This window comes from Amycolatopsis aidingensis, from assembly GCF_018885265.1.
Taxonomy (GTDB): Bacteria; Actinomycetota; Actinomycetes; order Mycobacteriales; family Pseudonocardiaceae; genus Amycolatopsis; species Amycolatopsis aidingensis.
In genome coordinates, this window is record NZ_CP076538.1 from 7256154 (window position 1) to 7272812 (window position 16659).

Below are 16659 nucleotides of genomic sequence, written 5' to 3' on the forward strand. Positions count from 1 at the left end.
GGTTCGTGGCGCCCGGACCTCCCGGTGCCGTGGCGCCGTCACCGTCTCACCGACGACGCCACGGCGTTGCTGACCGGGAAGGAGGCCTACGGGCTGAGGCAGCTCAGGCTGCCCTCCGCCGGGTACCTTGCCTCCCCGGTGGCGTCGGCGACGAAGCCGAAACTGGTCTCGCCATCGGCTGCCACCGTGCGGTTCCAGTCGGCGTTGCGCACCGTCACCGCGGACCCGCTGATCGTGTGTTGCCCGTCCCACAGGCTGTTGATCCGCTGGCCCGCGCCGAGGGTCCAGTCGACCCGCCAGCCGTTCAGCGGCTCCGTGCCGTGGTTATGCACCGACACCTCGGCCTGGAACCCGCCGGACCAGGAGTTGGTCACCTCGTAGTGCGCCATGCAGTCCTGTGCGGGCGGGTCGGTGGGGTCGGTGCTCGGCGGCGGCTGCTGTTCACCGATGCCGGTCACCTCGCCGTTACCGCCGTCGAACACCACGTCCGAGCAGCCGTAGAAGGTCTCCGCGCTGTCCGAGCGCTCCCACACCGAGTAGATGATGTGGTCGCCGGTCTTGCCGTCGGGCAGGGTGCCGCTCCACTCGTAGCGGCCTTCGATGCTGCCGACCGGTCCGGTCACCTCAGGGTGATCCACGGTGAGGAAGGGCTCCTCCTCCAGGTCGTCCCAGCTGAGCGGCTGGCTCGGATCCCAGCCGTCCTTGGTGACGTACAGGTAGAACCAGCCGGGGTGGGCCGCCCAGGCGTTGTAGGACCAGCTGAAGGGCGCCCCGGAGGTGAGGTGCGTCCGCGGCCATTCCGTGCCGGGAAGGTCGAACCCGGAGAAGTTCGGGTTGCCGCCGCTGCACAGCTGCCCGTCCGGGATGAAGCCCTCGGTGCGGCCCGCACCGTCCGAACGCAACACACTGAACCAGTTGTACAGCGAGTTCGCCCCGCTTTCCGCAACCGCGTCCGCGCACGCCGGGTTCTGCGGAACGATATTGCCCTGCGGAGTGTGCCCGTCCTGGTAGCACAGGAAGGTACGGCTGCCCGGCTGCATCAGCGCGCCGTGCGCCGCGGCCTGCCGTCCGTTACCCGACAGCACCACCAGCACGGTGAACAACGCGGTGGCCGCGGCGAGCAGTACCGCGATTCTGCGTTTCTTCATCATCTCTCCTTTCGGTGACCCGTTTCGCGGGCCGGGGACGGCGGTCACGCGCGGGCGGGTGCGCGTGACCGCCTCGTCACGGCCGTCCGGCCGTACCCTGCTCAGCCGAACAGCCGCACGTGGGTGGAGAAGGCCGTGGCGATCTCGGCCTGCGCCCAGAACCGGTGGTAGGTGAACGTCGGAGCCGGACCACCGTCCAAATAGTTCTGAACCTTTGGCCATTGCGGATCGTCCCGGTAGAACGACCGGATCGAGAGGAAGGTGGATTCCGAGTCGATCCGGTCCCCGTTCGGCATCTGGCCCGTCCAGTCCGGAGGGACGTAGGTGCCCTCACCGGTTTCCGGGTCGTACTCGTCGTCGAACCTGGCGTAGTCGGTGCGGGTCTCCTCGGTCGCGATGCCGATCGAGTCGGTGTGCGCAAGCAGTGCGTCCAGCAGACCCTCGCCGACCGTCCGCGCCTGCGCGTCCCCGGATGCGGCGGCGTAGTTCAGCAGCACCTTGGCGTAGGCCGCGGCCACGCCGACGTCCTGGCTGGTGTTCACCACCTCGACGTGCAGGTCCTCATTGGCACCGGGGTTGTCCGGGTCCCAGGTGTCCGGCTGGCCGCTCCACTCCATATCGGACGGTATGGCGAACTCGCCGTCCGCGCCGATGGTGGTGTGCTCGATGGCCCAGGGCACCCACTTGTCCAGGATCCGCCCGGCGCGCTCGTCCCCGGTCTGCTCGTACAGCTGCGCGACCCGCTCCAGCCCCCAGACCTGGAAGCCGAACCACCGGTTGCTCGGCGGGTCGTGCCAGACCGGCTGCCAGTCATAGAACATCCCGTAGAAGGTCGAGGACCCCGCGGGCGGCTCGGCGTACTGGCCGTCCCAGCTGTTGGTCGCGCCGCCTGCGATACCGCCCTCGGCGGACTGCAGCCACTGCAGGAACTCCAGCTGCCGGTCCAGGCTCTCCGCCCAGTCCCGGGTACCGGTCGCCGACTCCGGCTGCAGGGCCGGATCGTTCGCCAGCGCGTAGGCGGCCATCGGGTTCTGGTAGCCCTGGTGCACGGCACCGTCCCCGATGCGCCACGCCCAGCCTGCCGAGGTGTCGTAGGCACCGCCCCAGGCGTAGTACCAGGACATCAGGTAGTGCTGGCTCTGCCTGCCGGTCCCACCTGGGCAGGTACTGGCGCCGACGCAGTCCCCGATCCGCTTGAAGTACTTGTCGAACATGGCGTACCGCAGGTAGTCGCCCATCTTCGACGCCTTGTCCACCACCTCGCTGACCTGACCGGCCTGGCCCTGCTCACTGGCCCACTGGTTGGCAAGGTAGGCCACCTGCACCGCGCGCGCGTCGGCGTCCGGGGCATTGGTGTACTTCCACTGCCGCGCGTACTGGGCGTCGCCGGTGAACAGGTCGAGATAGCCGTTCGGGCCGCCGAACGCGAAGGTGTCGCAGGAGGGCTGCGGGATGGTCTCCCACACCGACTCCGAGGACCCGCGCTGGTAGGTGTTCATGTACGCGGGTGCGGTGGTGCCGTCCCCGCAGTGGCCGAAACCGTAGGTGTTGTCCACGTCCAGCAGCCAGTGCATGCCGTAGATGTCGTCGGTCCCGTAGGTTTCGGACAGCTCCTGTGCGATCGGGTCGGATCCCACCGGAACGTCGCTGTCCAGCTGCGCCGGGTACTCGTCCATCCGCGGCCACTCCGGTGCGTAGGTCGCCGGGCTGGATGGGTCGTAGTCGGCGTTGGTGGGCTGGTCCTCCTGCCCCGGGATGATGTAGGTCTCCATCGACTCCCAGGCCGCGTTGAACGGTTCCCAGTCACCCTGGATCCGGCCGTACGCGGCCTCCAGCCACAGGTAGTAGCTGAACGCCTCGGATGTCGTCTGGTGCCCGTGGTCGGGCGCCTCGACCAGCAGCGTCTCCACCGAGTGGTACGGCACCAGCAGATCACCGAACTGCCGGAAGTAGCCACTGTCCGGGTCCTTGATCTTGTGGTACTGGGTGAGGAAAGCGTTCTGGTAGTCCGATGTGGACGGATCGAGCTCGGTGGCCGTCACGGTGGCGGCGGTGTGTCCCGGCGCGGCCAGGGTGAAAGTCGCCGAGCCCAGCTCACCACCGTTGTCCGCGGAGGCGATGGTCAGTTGCTGCGCGGTGTCCCAGTTCTGCCGGTCGAAGGACAGCTGCGCGGGTGCCGCGCTGAGGTCAGCGCTGCCCGAGCTGCGCTCGACCGCCACGGTCACCGGACCCGCGGGCTGGGTGGCCAGCCGGACGTTCACCTCCGCCTGGTCGCCCTGCCGGACGCTCACCTCGGACGGGGTGGCCTGCACGGCGGGCGCGGACAGCACCCGCACTCCGACCGGGCTGGACACCGTGGACGCGCCCCGGTCGTCGAAAGCCCTGGCGGTGACCGAGTACTGTCCCGGCTGCGCATCGGTCCAGGTGTACTCGAACGGAGCCGTTTCGTCCGTACCCACCAGCTCGGTGTCGGCGTAGAACTCGACCCTGCCCACCGTGCCGTCGCTGTCCGCGGCCTCCGCGCGCAGGTCGATCTCGGCAGGCACGGTGTATGAGGTGCCGTCGGCAGGCTCGGTGAGCCGCACGCTCGGCGCCTCGTTCGGCCCGGTGCACAGCGTCCCGTTCACCGCGAAGTCGGTGGGTGCCCGGTTGGCACCGGAGTGCTCGCCGTTGAAGCCGAACTCCACCGAGCCGCCTGCCGGGATGACCCGGTTCCAGCCGACGTTGCGGACGCTCACCGCGCTGCCGGTCTGGCTGACCGTGCCGTTCCACAGCTGGGCCACCCGCTGCTGGTCCGGGAAGGTCCAGCTGAGCTCCCAGCCGTCGATCGGCTCGGTGCCGTCGTTCCGGATCGTCACGCCTGCGCCGAATCCGGTGTTCCACTCGTTGGTGACGCGGTAGTCCACGGTGCAGGAAGGCGCGGCCGCGGCGACCGGGACCGGACTCACCGTGGCCACCACCGCGAGCGCCGTTGCGGCCAGCGCCGCGGGCAACGGCCCCGCCCGCAACGGTCGCGAACGTCGTCGGGATCTCATCGAATCCTCCTCGTCTGCGCAGGGAACGGATGGAATCCGGTCCGGGGCGGCCACCCTGGGCCGCGACCGCCCCGGACCGGAGCTCGGAGGGGAGACCGGCTCCCCGGTTGTGACCTAAAACACTGGGAGCGCTCCCAGACTGTACGCGACCGACCGCGGCATGTGAAGGCCCGGCGGCCGGTTGACACCCGCACCGTTCCGGGGCAAGCATTTTTGCACGCCCATTTCTGGGAGCGCTCACACCGACGTGAGAGGAATCGACGTGCGACGATCGAGATCACGCCCGAACCGGAACCGGCTCTTTCCCCTGCTCCTGGCCGCGACGACCGTGCCGGTGGCGGCCACGCTCGCCCCGGCCGCGACCGCGCAGGAACCCGTCGAACAGATCAGCAACGGTGACTTCGCCGGGGGCCTGCAACCCTGGTGGCACACCGAGAACGCCCCGGCCTCCGTCTCGGACGGCAGGCTGTGCGCCGAGGTCACCGGCGGCACGGTGAACCCGTGGGACGCCATCGTCGGCCAGAACGACATCACGCTGCTGGACGGCGAGTCCTACCAGCTGTCCTTCACCGCGAGTGCCTCGGTGCCGGTGACCATCAGCACCAACGTGCAGCTGGCCGCCGAGCCGTACACCGCTGTGCTCAGCGAGCGGGTCGCGCTGGGCACCGAGGCAACCGAGTTCAGCTACAACTTCACCTCCGACCTGGCCACGGACGGCGGTCAGGTCGCCTTCCAGGTGGGCGGTGGCGAGCAGCCGTGGACCTTCTGCCTGGACGAGGTGTCCCTGCGCGGCGGCGAGGCACCGGACCCGCATGAGCCGGACACCGGGCCGCGGGTACGGGTCAACCAGGTCGGCTACCTGCCGTCCGGGCCCAAGCATGCCAACCTGGTGACCGATGCGGCGCAACCGGTCGCCTGGCGGCTGGCGGACGCCGGGGGCACGGTGGTGGCCGAGGGGACCAGCAGCCCGCAGGGACTCGACCCGACATCGGGACAGTCGACACACCATATCGACTTCACCGCATTCACCGGCGAGGGCAACGGTTTCACGCTGACCGCCGATGGCGAGACGAGCTATCCCTTCGACATCCGCGAGGGCATCTACACCGATCTGCGCACCGACGCGCTGGCTTTCTTCTATCACCAGCGCAGCGGGATCGAGATCGAGGCCGAGTACGTCGGCGCCGAGTATGCCAGGCCCGCCGGTCATCTCCAGGTGCCGCCGAACCAGGGCGATGTCGAGGTGCCCTGCCAGCCGGGGGTGTGTGACTACACTTTGGACGTCAGCGGCGGTTGGTACGACGCAGGTGACCACGGCAAGTACGTGGTCAACGGCGGGATCTCGGCCGCGCAGGTGCTGAGCGTGTACGAACGCGCGCTACACACCGACGGCGGTGATCCGGCCAAGCTCGGCGACGGCTCGCTCGCCGTGCCCGAGCGGGGCAACGGTGTTCCGGACGTGCTGGACGAGGCCCGCTGGCAGGTGGAGTTCCTGCTCAGCATGCAGGTACCCGCCGGCGAGGAACTGGCCGGCATGGCGCACCACAAGGTGCACGACGCGAACTGGACCGGGTTGCCGCTGCTGCCGCACGAGGATCCTGAGCTGCGCGAACTGCACCCGGCGTCCACCGCCGCCACGCTGAACCTCGCCGCGGTTGGTGCGCAGTGCGCCAGGCTGTTCGCCGAGTACGACCCGGCCTTCGCCGCGCGCTGCCTGGAAGCCGCGCAGACCGCATGGGACGCGGCGAAGGCGAATCCGGCGATCTACGCCGATCCCGAGGACGGGGTCGGTGGCGGTGCCTACAGCGATGACGACGTCACCGACGAGTTCTACTGGGCCGCGGCGGAGCTGTTCCTGACCACCGGCGAGAACCGGTACTGGACCGAGGTCAGCTCCTCGCCGCACCACGGCACCGAGGTGTTCACCGATGGCGGGTTCGGCTGGGGCTCGGTGGCAGCACTGGGCATGCTGAACCTGGCCACCGTGCCGAGCGAGCTGAGCACCGACCAGCTCGCCTTCGTCCGGGACGCCGTGGTGCGGGGCGCGCAACGTTATGCCGCCACCGCGGACGCCGAAGCCTACGGACTGCCGTACGCACCGTATGAGTACCAGTACGTCTGGGGCTCGAACAGCCAGGTGCTGAACAACATGGTGGTACTGGCCACGGCGCACGACCTGACCGGGCGGGCCGAGTTCGCCGAGGCGGTGCTGACCGGATGGGACTACCTGCTCGGCCGCAACCCGCTGAACCAGTCCTATGTGACCGGTTACGGGGAGTACGACGCGCACAACCAGCATCACCGGTTCTGGGCCAACCAGAGCGATCCCTCGCTGCCGAACCCGCCAGCGGGCTCGCTGGCCGGCGGGCCGAACACCGGCTTGCAGGACCCGGTGGCCGCGGAGCAGCTGGCAGGCTGCGCGCCCGCGATGTGCTACATCGACGATATCGAGTCCTGGTCCACCAACGAGGTGACGATCAACTGGAACGCCCCGCTGGCCTGGATGGCCTCCTTCGCCGAGGACCTTGCCGGGACCGGGCCGCCGCCACAGCCGGAGTCCTCCTGCACGGTGTCCTACCGGGTGGGCAACGAGTGGCCCGGCGGCTTCGTGGCCGAGGTCGAGGTGACCAACACCGGCGAGGAACCGGTCCAGGGCTGGAGCCTGACCTGGGACTACCCGGGTGACCAGCGGGTCGGCAACGCCTGGAACGCGCGAGTCAGCCAGAGCGGCAGCACGGTCACCGCGCGCAGCGAGTCGTGGAACGGCACGCTCGCGCCCGGTGCCTCGGTTACCTTCGGGTTGCAGGGCACCTTCGGCTCGGCCAACCCCGCGCCAGGGGAGTTCGCGCTGAACGGAAACACGTGTGCCTGACGGGAAAGGCAGGTAGCTGACCGGGGAAGGCCGGGGCCGGTCCGTTGTGGACCGGCCCCGGCCGCGTGCTCACTCCGTGCTGCAGGCAGCGCCGTCCAGGGTGAACGCCGCGGGCTCGCCGTTGGATTCCTGCCAGGTGCCGATGAAGCCGAACCCGACCGAGCCGCCTGCCGGGATGACGGCGGTATGCGGCTCGGCGGTGGCGCGCACCTCCGCCCCGGCCTGGGTGAGGCGGGCGTTCCACGTGTTGCCGACCGTCTGCCCGTCCGGGAAGTCCCAGCGCAGGGTCCAGTCCCGGACCGCGGCGGTGCCGGTGTTGCGAACGGTCACCCCGGCCTGGAACCCGCCGGGCCACTGGTTCACCACCTGGTAGTCCACCGCGCAGTTCGCCGGGTCGCCGGTTCCTGGCGCGGTGGTGAGCGTGACCGGGGCCGACCGGGCGGAGCGGTTGCCCGCGGCATCCCGGGCATAGACGGCGAAGGTGTAGGTGGTGTCCGCGTTGAGCCCCTCGATGGTGGCCGAGGTCGTGCCGCTGGTCGACACCCTGGTCTCGGCCGTGCCGTCCAGCCGGACCACCTCGTAGCCGGTCACCCCGGTGTCGTCGGTGGCTGCGGGCCAGGAAAGGCTCGCGCCATGCGCGGTGACGGCGGCGGCGACCGGGTCTCCGGGCGCCGTGGGCGGGGTGGTGTCCCCGCCGCCGTAGACCGTGGCCTCCCTTGCCGTCGCACCGATCCCGTCCGGGCCGTGGAAGATCCGCTCACCCCACGGGGTCAGCTTCGCCGGGTCGAAATCCGTCGCCATGTCGAGGTACTCGACCCCGCCGCTGTTGCCGCTCCAGGACCAGCCGAGGTACCCGATGCCGAGTTCCCTGGTGCGGGCGAGGATGGCGGCCTCGTCCGGGTCGCCGTCGGAGTGGTTGTGCCCGAACTCGCCCACCACGATCGGCAGCCCGGCGGCCACGAACCGGCCGAGGTAGTCCTCGATCTCCGCCGCGGTGTCGAAGACCCCGTACATGTGCACGGAGAACACGGTGTCGCCCTGCGGATCGGCGGCGAAAACCTCGGCCGCGTTGTCCCGCATGGTGAAGGACCAGTCCTGGCCCCAGTTCGGCGCGTCCACCAGCAGCGTGTGCTCCAGCCCTGCGGCCCGCAGGCGCTGGATCGCCTCGATCGTGTCCGTGGTCCACGCCTGGTAGCCCGTGTTGCCGAACGGCTCGTTGCCGATGTTGACGATGACGTACTGCTCCTGACCCGCTAGCGCCTCCCGCACGCTCAGCCAGTAGTCCACGGCCTGCGCGAGGCTGGCCGCCCCGCTCTGCTCGCCGTAGCCGGTGGTGTCGTGCACCTCCAGCACGCAGATCAGCCGGTTCTGTTTGCACAGGGACACGACGTTCGCCACGTCCGCGGTGTCGTTGCGGGTCCACCGGTCCCCGCTGCTGAGCACCACCCGCACGCTGTTCGCGCCGAGTGCCTTGATATCGGCAAAGGAGCCCGTCTCGCCTGGATACCAGGTATGCGGGTGGTTCACCCCGCGGAGCAAGAACTCGTTACCGTTCGCCTCGTAGAGCCTCCCTCCTTCGACGTGGAGGCCGGTGGCCGCCGCCGCGGGCGGCGTCATGACGAGGGAAAGCAGGAGGGCCACGACGCTCGCGCCCACCACTGTCAGCCGTTTTCGCATGGATACACCTCGAAGTGCCTGTTGCTGCCGATGAACGGCGGCCACAACCCGTGTGGCCCAGGTACTCCGGGCGGCCGCGACCCATGTTGCGGGTCAGAAAAACTGAACCAACGAACCGATGCGGTGTCAAGCGTGGCTCCGGTGCCTTGACCCTGACACGGTGTCAGGCTCTACACCGGAGGTGTCATGTTCAACATCGGAGATTTCGCCAGGCACGGCCGGGTATCGGTACGGATGCTGCGGCACTACGACACGCTCGGGCTGCTGCGGCCCGCGCGGGTGGATCCCGCCTCCGGCTACCGGTTCTACGACGCGGCGCAGCTGTCCCGGCTCAACCGGATCGTGGCGTTGAAGGAGCTGGGCTTCACGCTGGAGCAGGTGCGGGCCATCGTGGACGACACGGTGAGTGCCGAGCAGTTGCGCGGGATGCTGCGGTTGCGCCAGGCCGAGCTGGCCGACCGGATCGCCGCCGACCTCGCGCGGCTACGGCAGGTCGAGGCGAGACTCCTGATCATCGAAGGTGAGGGCGCCATGCCAACGGCAGAAGTACAGATCAAGCGCATTCCCGGGGTCCGGGTGGCCGAGCTGACCGGGACCGCGGCCGGCTTCGAACCCGATTCGATCGGGCCGGTGATCCAGCCGCTCTACACCGACCTGCTCGCGGCCGTGGAGCGCGCCGGGCTGACCCCCGCCGGGCCGGCCATCGCCTACTACGAGGACGCGGCGGACGGCGGCGTCCTGGTGCACGCCGCCGTGCCGGTGAACGCGGAGCCTGCCGCGGGCCAGGACTTCACGATCGTGGACCTGCCGCCGATCGAGCAGGCCGCCACCATCGTGCACGAGGGCCCGATGGACGGGGTGATGCCCACCGTGCAGGCGCTGGCCCACTGGATCGACGCCAACGGGTATCGCTCGACCGGGTACAACCGCGAGTACTACCTCAACTACGCCCACGGGGACCCGGCGACCTGGGCCACCGAACTGCAGGAACCGGTGGAGCCCGCGCGGGAGCACGCCGGGGCCTGACGACCGTTCCGTTCAAGAATCCGGGCCGGTTTCCGGGGATGATCACCGCCATGGATGACGTCGAGGTGATCAGCCGGTTCCTGACGACCCACGCCCGGCTGCTGGACCGCCGCCGGTTCGAGCTGTGCACCGGCGGCGGCTCCGGTCCGGTGCTGGCCGCGCTCGCCGGGTACCGGGGCGCCGACGGCGGCTACGGCAGCGGGCTCGAGCCGGACCTGCGCGCGGCGGGCAGCCAGCCGGTGAGTGCGTTGCACGCGTTCGAGGTGTTCGAGGAGATCGGGCCGGAGAGCACGCCGGAGGCCGCGCTACTGTGCGACTGGCTGGGCTCGATCACCCTGCCGGACGGCGGCCTGCCGTTCGGGCTGCCGATCGCCGATCCCGCGGGCTGCGCGCCATTCTTCGTTGACCAGGATCCGGAGGTCTCCTCCCTGCACATGACCAGCATGCTGGCCGGGATCGCGCACCGGGTGGCCCGGCACGACAAGGCGGTGCGCGAGCACGAGTGGCTGGACACGGCGACCGGGTACACGCTGCGCCGCATCCGGGAGCTGGACGGCCCCGGGCATGCCCTGGAGTTCCGGTTCGCCCTGCAGTTCCTCGACGCGGTGCACGAGCTGCTGCCCGAGGCCGATGCGGAGCTGCGCAGGCTCGGCGGGTTCCTCCCCGCTTCCGGTTCGATGCCGGTGGCGGGCGGAATCGAGCACGAGGCCATGCACCCGCTCGACTTCGCCCCTGAGCCGGGCAGGCCGCTGCGGCGGTTCTTCCCGGAGGCCGTGGTCGAGGCCGAGCTGGACCGGCTCGCCGCCGGGCAGCACGCGGACGGTGGCTGGGACGTCGACTGGGGCTCGTTCTCCGCGGCGAGCGCGCTGGAGTGGCGGGGCTGGGCCACGGTACGGGCGGTGCGAATCCTGCGGACGAACGGCCGCGGACCCCGGTAACCGGCCAGCTCGGATACGGGAACGGCAAACTCGGGTACGCAGGTGGCAAACACGCGCGCGTGGGGAGCAAACACGCCGACGTAGTCCCGCCCTGCGGGCGTACGTCGAAACGCGTACCCGGTTCGAGCGCCGAGGCCGACGCCCTGACCAGGGCCGGAACCGTAACTTCCAGGGTGTCCTGATCCCGTTCCGATCGGAGCACCGATGCGCAAGCGACGGATCCAGTTCGCGGTCTCGGCCGCGTACGTCTGGATAGCGATGGTCGCCTTCGGCGGTATCGCCGTCGAGACGATCATCATCTACCCGAATGTGTTCCACAATGTCCCGGATTCCCTCGCCGGGGCGATGGAGTTCTTCGCCGTCACCGGCCCGGCCGACTTCTTCCCGCCGATGGGCGCGGTGACCGTGGTCGCCGCGGTGGCCACGGTGGTCCTGCTCTGGCGGGTACGCAGGGCCCGGCCGCTGGCCTGCGCGAGCCTGGCCGCACTGGTACTCGGCGAGTTCCTGTTCTCCGTGCTGTTCTTCTGGCCCCGCAACGACATCATGTTCGAGGAGGGGCTGGCGGTGCACTCGGCGGAGGTGCTGCGCCAGGCCGCCTTCGAGTTCGAGACCGGGCACTGGGTGCGGCTGGCGATGAGCGCGGTCACCGCGACGCTCGCGTTCGCCGCCTTCCTGCGATTCCACACCGAGCGCGCGCTGGAGGTGCACGGGTGAGTACGAAGGAAAGCATGCGTGCCCGGCTGGGTATCTCACCATGGCTCGCCGGTGGGCTGGCCGTCCTCGGCGTGCCCAGGGTGATCGCACACGACCTCGGCCTGGTCGGGCCGGTGCTGAACGCCGTGCTGGTGTTCCTGCCCATCGCCATCTGGGCCGCAGTCGTACTGTGGCAACGGGTACCGAACCCGCTACGCACGCTGACCGCCGTCGGGCTGGTCTACGGCGTGCTGCTCGCGGTGACCCACCAGCTGCTGTGGACCGAGGCGTTCGGGGACTCCCCGCCCAGCCTCGGCGGTAATCTCGCCGGGGTACTGGCACCGGCCGCCGAGGGCGTGCTGTTGCGGGTGTTCGCATTCGGCAGCAGCCTGGTGACCGGGCTCGCGGTGGGCGCGGCGACCGGCGCGGTCTGCTGGGTGCTCGCCAGGCTGGTTCCGGGGTTCCGTCCGCAGTAGCGGACCCGACACGAGGAGCGTCCTGATCGGACTGTCCACAGGCAACGAGCAGCGCCGCAGGCTGGCTTTCGACATCGGCCTCGGCATGCTGGTGCTGGTCGTGGTCGGCACCGCCATCACGGCGAACGTCGAGGTGCAGGGTAGCTCGCCGAGCCCGGCGGCCTATGCCTTCGGCGCGCTGCTCGGCTCGCTCATGCTGCTGCGCCGCCGCTGGCCGGTCGGCACCCTGCTGGTCACCGCGGTCGCGCTGGTCATCTACTACATGCTGGACTACCCACCGGTCGGGCTGGCCGTGCCGGTGGCCGCCGCACTGTACTCGGCGGCCGAGCAGGGCAGGCCCTACTGGGCGGTCGGCACGGCCACGACGCTGCTGCTGACCTCCACCGCGGTCCGCATCCACGAGGGCGACGACCTCGCGTACCTGCTCGGCTTCGAGTTCGCCGGTTCGGCAGGCCTGATGGCCACCGTCATCGCGCTCGGCGACGGGGTGCGGTCCCGCCGCAACTGGCGGGCCGAGCTGGACAAGCAGGCGCGCGCGGCCGAGCTGGAACGCGAGCGGGAGGCGGCGCGGAAGGTGGAGCAGGAACGGCTGCGGATCGCGCGGGACCTGCACGACCTGCTGGCGCACACCGTCTCGATCATCTCGCTGCACACCGACGTCGCCAGGGAGGCGCTGCGGGACGATCCGGACACCGCGCAGCGCTCGCTGACCAAGGCCCGCTCCGCCTGCAGCGATGTGGGACGGGAGCTGCGGGCCACTCTGGGCGCGCTGCGTGGCTCCGGGAGTGACGAGGCACCCGCCCCCGGCCTGGACCGGCTGGGGGAGCTGGTCGACACCGCCACCGCCGCGGGCCTGCAGGTGCGGGTGCACACCACCGGCACCCCGGCCCCGCTGCCCGCTATCTCGGACGCCACCGCCTACCGGGTAGTCCAGGAGGCGCTGAGCAACGTGCTGCGGCACGCCGATGCCCGTACCGTGCAGATCGAACTGGACTACCGTGAGGACGCCGTGGTGCTACGGATCGAGGACGACGGCCGGGGAGCCGGGCAGCAGCCGGACCCGGCGGGCTGGGGCATCATCGGGATGCGCGAGCGGCTCGCGCTGCTCGGCGGTGAGTTGCGGGCGCAGCCGCGGCCGGATGGCGGTTTCCTGGTCCAGGCCCGGATCCCGGAGCAGCCATGATCCGGGTGGTGCTGGTGGACGACCAGCCCCTGGTCCGGGAGGGCCTGCGTGCGCTGCTGGAGCGCGCCGAGGACATCACGGTGACCGGGGACGCGGACAGCGGCGACGCCGGGGTCGAGCTGGTCGCAAGGAAACGGCCCGATGTGGTGCTGATGGACATCCGCATGCCAGGGGGCGACGGGCTGGCGGCGACCAGGCGGATCGTGGCGGACCCGGAGCTGCGCGAGGTGCAGGTGGTGGTGCTCACCACCTTCGACACCGATGAGCACATCCTGGACGCGGTACGGGCGGGGGCCGCGGGCTTCCTGCTCAAGGACACCAGCCCGGAGGAGATGCGGGAAGCGGTGCGAATCGTGGCCCGCGGGGACGCGCTGCTCTCGCCCGCGGTCACCCGGCGGGTCATGCGGGCCGCCGCGGCGGGTCCCCGCACCCCGGACGCCGCGCGGCTCGAGCCGCTGACCGAACGCGAGCGGCAGGTGCTGGCCAGGGTCGGCGCGGGTGAGTCGAACGGGGAGATCGCCGCCGCGCTGTTCATCAGCCCGGCCACCGCCCGCACGCATGTCGGCAGGCTGCTCACCAAGCTCGGCGCCCGTGACCGCGCCCAGCTGGTCGGCATCGCCTACGAGACCGGGCTGATCACCCCCGGCGAGGGGTGAGCCCGCCGGTTACGAGCAACCGCCGCAGCAGCCGCAGCCAGGGCCGGTGCAGTTACTGCAACCACATCCACAGCCACCCATCACGATCACCTTCCTCGAACACACGGTGCCCCCTGCCCCGGTGACGGTAGGCCCCGCGAGCGCGGCAGCACACCACTCGAGGAGTGATTCATGCCGACTTCGCTATGTGATGGTGCCGGAGGTTACTCGCCGATCACCGGTGGGGCAGTGCGCTGGTCGGTGCCGAACACCGAGTCCGGATCGCCCTCCACCAGATAGGACGGCCGCTGGTGTTCCTGGTCGTCGCCACCCTGGCCGCCCTTGCCCGCGCCACCCATGGCTCCGCCCATCGGGCCACCACGGCCACCAGCCGCACCGGCAGCGGCAGCACCACCGGGCACCGCACCGCCGACCCCGCCGGGCTTGGCCATCCCGGACTGTGCCCCGGCTCCCGGGGTTGCCCCGCCGGAGGCCGCCCCACCGCCGGGCCCGAAACCGCCCGCACCGCCGCGACCGATCTTGCTGTTGTACTCACCGCTGCCGCCGGGGCCGAACCCACCGGCACCGCCCATGCCACCCATCGGCATGGGACCCATGCCGCCGAAGCCGCCCGTGCTGCCGCGCTGGGGAATGTTGCTGGTCCGGGCGGCAGGCGCGGGCCGGTAGGAGGGCGTGGTGCCGTCCCCACCGGGGGTGGCCACCCCGGTGTTGCGGCCGGGTGCCAGTGGCGGCACGACCCCGCCGCCAGGAGGGAAGGAGCCCCCGCCGCCACCACCGCCGCCGGTTCCGGGGCCGTTGATGTTCGGGATGGGACCGCCGCCACCACCGCCGCCGGGCGGGATGGAGCCACCGTAACCGGAGGCGTCGGTGCCACCACCCGGCTGCGGCGGGATTCGCTGCTGGTCGCCCACCGCACCCGGCTGCGGACGGTTGATCTCGCCCGCCCCACCGCCGCTGTCGAAGGTCGGCGGCTCGGGGAACACCGGCTGCTTGGAGGCGGCCTGGTACAGGTCCTGGTCGTAGGAGGTCATCACCTGCGCGGCCTGGGCATGCGCCTGCTGGCTCTGCTCGTACCTGGCCATGCTCTCCTGGACGCCGGTGATCATGCCGAAGGGGCTGCCTGCCCACTTCTTCATTTCCTCGTCCCAGCTGAACGGGACCTCTTCCGGCATGGAGTTCTTTGCCGTCACCGCGGCGTTGCTCTGCTGGTAGAGGGTCTCGGAGGCGATCCGCGCGTTCTCCGAGTTCCCGTCCGACCAGGTGGAGAGGCCCTTGATGAAGCCGCGGGCCTGATCGGCGGCCTCGCCCTCCCACTCCGACTCCGACTTGGTCATCGCCTCGCGCAACTGCCTTGCCGAGTCGGAGAAGAACGTGGACAAATTGTGGTACTCGGTGGAGATCTCGTCGACCTGATCCGCGTCCAGGTTGGTGGACACGTAGCGGGACAGCTCGGCGTGCGGGACGCCCTCGTACCTGGCGTCGGTAGGGGAAAGGCCCGGCACGTACTCCGTGTCCGTTCCCGCCTCCCGCACCACCTGCTCGCTCTGCTCCATGCTGCGGTCGCGCCCACGAGAGCTGGCCGCCAGCTGCGCGAAGACCCCGCCGAAGATCCCGCCCCGACCATTCGCCTTGGCCTGCTCGGCCGCGACGTAGAGCTCCTCCCGCTGCTGCGGCGAGAGGCTGTCGACGAAGTCCTGCTGGCCCTGCTCGGTCTGGTGCGAGACGAGCGCATCGTAGAGGCCGGTCTGCGCGCCGGCCTGCACGGAGTTCTGTGTGGTCATGCTGGTCCCTACCCCTCCGGTTCCGGAAGCTTCGGCTCGACGATCGCCGTGACCTGGTCGGTGATCTGGCAGGCCCGCTCGCCCCCGCCGCGCGCTTCGGTGATGCCGGTGACCAGCACGTCCACCCTGGACGACGGGCTCAGCTCGAGCGCGTACATGCAGCTCCCGAGGTCGTCCGGCACCTTCACGATCTTCCGCTCCCCGCCGCTCACCTTGCCGGGCGTCTTTCCCGCGCCGGTCTCGTTGACATCGGCCAGCCCGCGATCGGCGTACACCGTGATGCCGACCGTCACCGGGTCCCGGTCGCCCTTTGGCGAGTACCAGATACAGCCGGGGTATTCGGCGAGATCGTCCCGTTCCCCCGGCTCGAACTCGCCAATGGAGGCGAGCTCACCCTGGCTGAGCAGCTGGCACGGGTCGAGCGAGGCCGCCGCGCCGCCGTTCGGCGTACCGGTCTCGCTGGGCGCGGAGGTACTGCCGGATGGCGGTTGCCCGGTGCCGTTGTCGGACGGCACGGCGCTACCTTTCTCCGTGCCGCCCGAGCAGCCTGCCAGCACCAGTGCCGCTGCCAGCAACGAGGGCGTCGTGCGCCTGAGTACGGTACGCATCGGGTCAGGGCGCTCCCTTACCCACGGCGTCCACATGGGCTTCCTCGGTCTCGTTGTAGCCCTTGGACGCCTGCTCCAGCGCCTCCCGCAACTTTTCCAGGACCTGCTGGTACTGGTTCAACGCCTCGATCGCGCTCCGCTCACCCTCGGCACTCCGCTGATCATGCTGGGCCACCTGCTGCCCGTACTGATGGCCACCCAGCCTGGGTAGCTGGGCCAACCGGTGACTATGGAAGATGCGCTTCCGCAGCTCATGGGTGACCTCGTCGATCGCCTCGGTGAGCGGCTTGACGCCACGCTCGGTGATCCGGAAACGCCCCGCCTTGGCCGCGGTGAGCATCTTGTCCGCCTGCGTGGCGGCCGCCTTGACGTTCGCCGTGTTGAAGGAGCTGCCCAGGGAAGCGGCTGCGGTCGCGCCGACACCGGCACCGACCGCCATCGCACCGGACTGACCCGGGTCCGCTTCGAATACCGCCATCGCTTGCCCCACTCCTCGCGCTGGTTGCCTCGGCCATACAGCCTACTAGCCGGTCACCCGGTGTACCCGTGGTTCGGCCGGATCACCG

General features: G+C 70.3%; 13 protein-coding genes. 7 read left to right on the forward strand and 6 right to left on the reverse strand.

Annotated features, from left to right (window positions below):
* Nucleotides 1-86: 86 nt before the first annotated feature.
* On the reverse strand, nucleotides 87-1148 hold the full coding sequence (locus tag KOI47_RS33315) for a lytic polysaccharide monooxygenase auxiliary activity family 9 protein (protein WP_216211239.1): 1062 nt from the start codon (nucleotides 1146-1148) through the stop codon (nucleotides 87-89).
* Nucleotides 1149-1249: 101 nt separating this feature from the next.
* The gene (locus KOI47_RS33320) at nucleotides 1250-4183 is read right to left on the reverse strand and encodes a glycoside hydrolase family 48 protein (protein WP_216211242.1); all 2934 of its coding nucleotides are present in this window, start codon (nucleotides 4181-4183) and stop codon (nucleotides 1250-1252) included.
* Nucleotides 4184-4445: 262 nt separating this feature from the next.
* On the opposite strand from KOI47_RS33320, the gene KOI47_RS33325 reads away from it, so the two are divergent.
* The gene (locus KOI47_RS33325) at nucleotides 4446-7055 is read left to right on the forward strand and encodes a glycoside hydrolase family 9 protein (protein ID WP_232376422.1); all 2610 of its coding nucleotides are present in this window, start codon (nucleotides 4446-4448) and stop codon (nucleotides 7053-7055) included.
* Between the two features lie 69 nt (nucleotides 7056-7124).
* Here KOI47_RS33325 and KOI47_RS33330 read toward each other — a convergent pair whose 3' ends face one another.
* Nucleotides 7125-8732 carry a cellulase family glycosylhydrolase gene (locus KOI47_RS33330; protein WP_216211244.1) on the reverse strand — a complete coding sequence of 536 codons (1608 nt, stop codon included), beginning with the start codon at nucleotides 8730-8732 and terminating at the stop codon, nucleotides 7125-7127.
* A gap of 186 nt (nucleotides 8733-8918) precedes the next feature.
* Here KOI47_RS33330 and KOI47_RS33335 point away from each other — a divergent pair, with 186 nt between their 5' ends.
* The 6 genes from KOI47_RS33335 (at nucleotide 8919) to KOI47_RS33360 (ending at nucleotide 13704) form a co-directional block, all read left to right on the forward strand.
* Nucleotides 8919-9758 carry a MerR family transcriptional regulator gene (locus KOI47_RS33335; protein ID WP_216211246.1) on the forward strand — a complete coding sequence of 280 codons (840 nt, stop codon included), beginning with the start codon at nucleotides 8919-8921 and terminating at the stop codon, nucleotides 9756-9758.
* Nucleotides 9759-9808: 50 nt separating this feature from the next.
* Complete coding sequence (locus KOI47_RS33340) at nucleotides 9809-10696, forward strand: hypothetical protein (RefSeq protein WP_216211249.1); 888 nt, start codon at nucleotides 9809-9811, stop codon at nucleotides 10694-10696.
* A 204-nt stretch (nucleotides 10697-10900) separates the two neighbouring features.
* A complete protein-coding gene (locus KOI47_RS33345; protein WP_216211255.1) occupies nucleotides 10901-11410 on the forward strand; it encodes an anthrone oxygenase family protein in 510 nt (169 codons plus the stop codon).
* The gene (locus tag KOI47_RS33350; RefSeq protein WP_232376423.1) at nucleotides 11407-11865 is read left to right on the forward strand and encodes a hypothetical protein; all 459 of its coding nucleotides are present in this window, start codon (nucleotides 11407-11409) and stop codon (nucleotides 11863-11865) included. The genes KOI47_RS33345 and KOI47_RS33350 overlap by 4 nt, the downstream gene beginning before the upstream one ends.
* A 61-nt stretch (nucleotides 11866-11926) precedes the next feature.
* A complete protein-coding gene (locus tag KOI47_RS33355; RefSeq protein WP_456319000.1) occupies nucleotides 11927-13048 on the forward strand; it encodes a sensor histidine kinase in 1122 nt (373 codons plus the stop codon).
* The gene (locus KOI47_RS33360; RefSeq protein WP_216211262.1) at nucleotides 13045-13704 is read left to right on the forward strand and encodes a response regulator; all 660 of its coding nucleotides are present in this window, start codon (nucleotides 13045-13047) and stop codon (nucleotides 13702-13704) included. Before KOI47_RS33355 ends, KOI47_RS33360 begins: the two co-directional genes overlap by 4 nt.
* A gap of 203 nt (nucleotides 13705-13907) precedes the next feature.
* Here KOI47_RS33360 and KOI47_RS36225 read toward each other — a convergent pair whose 3' ends face one another.
* The 3 genes from KOI47_RS36225 to KOI47_RS33375 are packed head-to-tail and all read right to left on the reverse strand — an operon-like array spanning nucleotide 13908 to nucleotide 16571.
* Nucleotides 13908-15485, reverse strand: a complete 1578-nt coding sequence (locus tag KOI47_RS36225; protein WP_269756683.1) for a hypothetical protein — start codon at nucleotides 15483-15485, stop codon at nucleotides 13908-13910.
* Nucleotides 15486-15493: 8 nt separating this feature from the next.
* Entirely contained in the window at nucleotides 15494-16093 is a 600-nt protein-coding gene (locus tag KOI47_RS33370; RefSeq protein WP_216211265.1) for a DUF3558 domain-containing protein, read from the reverse strand.
* Nucleotides 16094-16097: 4 nt separating this feature from the next.
* A complete protein-coding gene (locus KOI47_RS33375; protein ID WP_216211268.1) occupies nucleotides 16098-16571 on the reverse strand; it encodes a hypothetical protein in 474 nt (157 codons plus the stop codon).
* Nucleotides 16572-16659 lie beyond the last annotated feature (88 nt).

Excerpts from the sequence above, each read along its gene's own strand:
- KOI47_RS33330 (WP_216211244.1), bottom strand. The coding sequence starts at position 8,732 with ATGCGAAAACGGCTGACAGTGGTGGGCGCGAGCGTCGTGGCCCTCCTG.
- KOI47_RS36225 (WP_269756683.1), bottom strand. The coding sequence starts at position 15,485 with ATGACCACACAGAACTCCGTGCAGGCCGGCGCGCAGACCGGCCTCTAC.
- KOI47_RS33345 (WP_216211255.1), top strand. The coding sequence starts at position 10,901 with ATGCGCAAGCGACGGATCCAGTTCGCGGTCTCGGCCGCGTACGTCTGG.
- KOI47_RS33370 (WP_216211265.1), bottom strand. The coding sequence starts at position 16,093 with ATGCGTACCGTACTCAGGCGCACGACGCCCTCGTTGCTGGCAGCGGCA.
- KOI47_RS33340 (WP_216211249.1), top strand. The coding sequence starts at position 9,809 with ATGGATGACGTCGAGGTGATCAGCCGGTTCCTGACGACCCACGCCCGG.
- KOI47_RS33315 (WP_216211239.1), bottom strand. The coding sequence starts at position 1,148 with ATGAAGAAACGCAGAATCGCGGTACTGCTCGCCGCGGCCACCGCGTTG.
- KOI47_RS33320 (WP_216211242.1), bottom strand. The coding sequence starts at position 4,183 with ATGAGATCCCGACGACGTTCGCGACCGTTGCGGGCGGGGCCGTTGCCC.
- KOI47_RS33360 (WP_216211262.1), top strand. The coding sequence starts at position 13,045 with ATGATCCGGGTGGTGCTGGTGGACGACCAGCCCCTGGTCCGGGAGGGC.
- KOI47_RS33335 (WP_216211246.1), top strand. The coding sequence starts at position 8,919 with ATGTTCAACATCGGAGATTTCGCCAGGCACGGCCGGGTATCGGTACGG.
- KOI47_RS33375 (WP_216211268.1), bottom strand. The coding sequence starts at position 16,571 with ATGGCGGTATTCGAAGCGGACCCGGGTCAGTCCGGTGCGATGGCGGTC.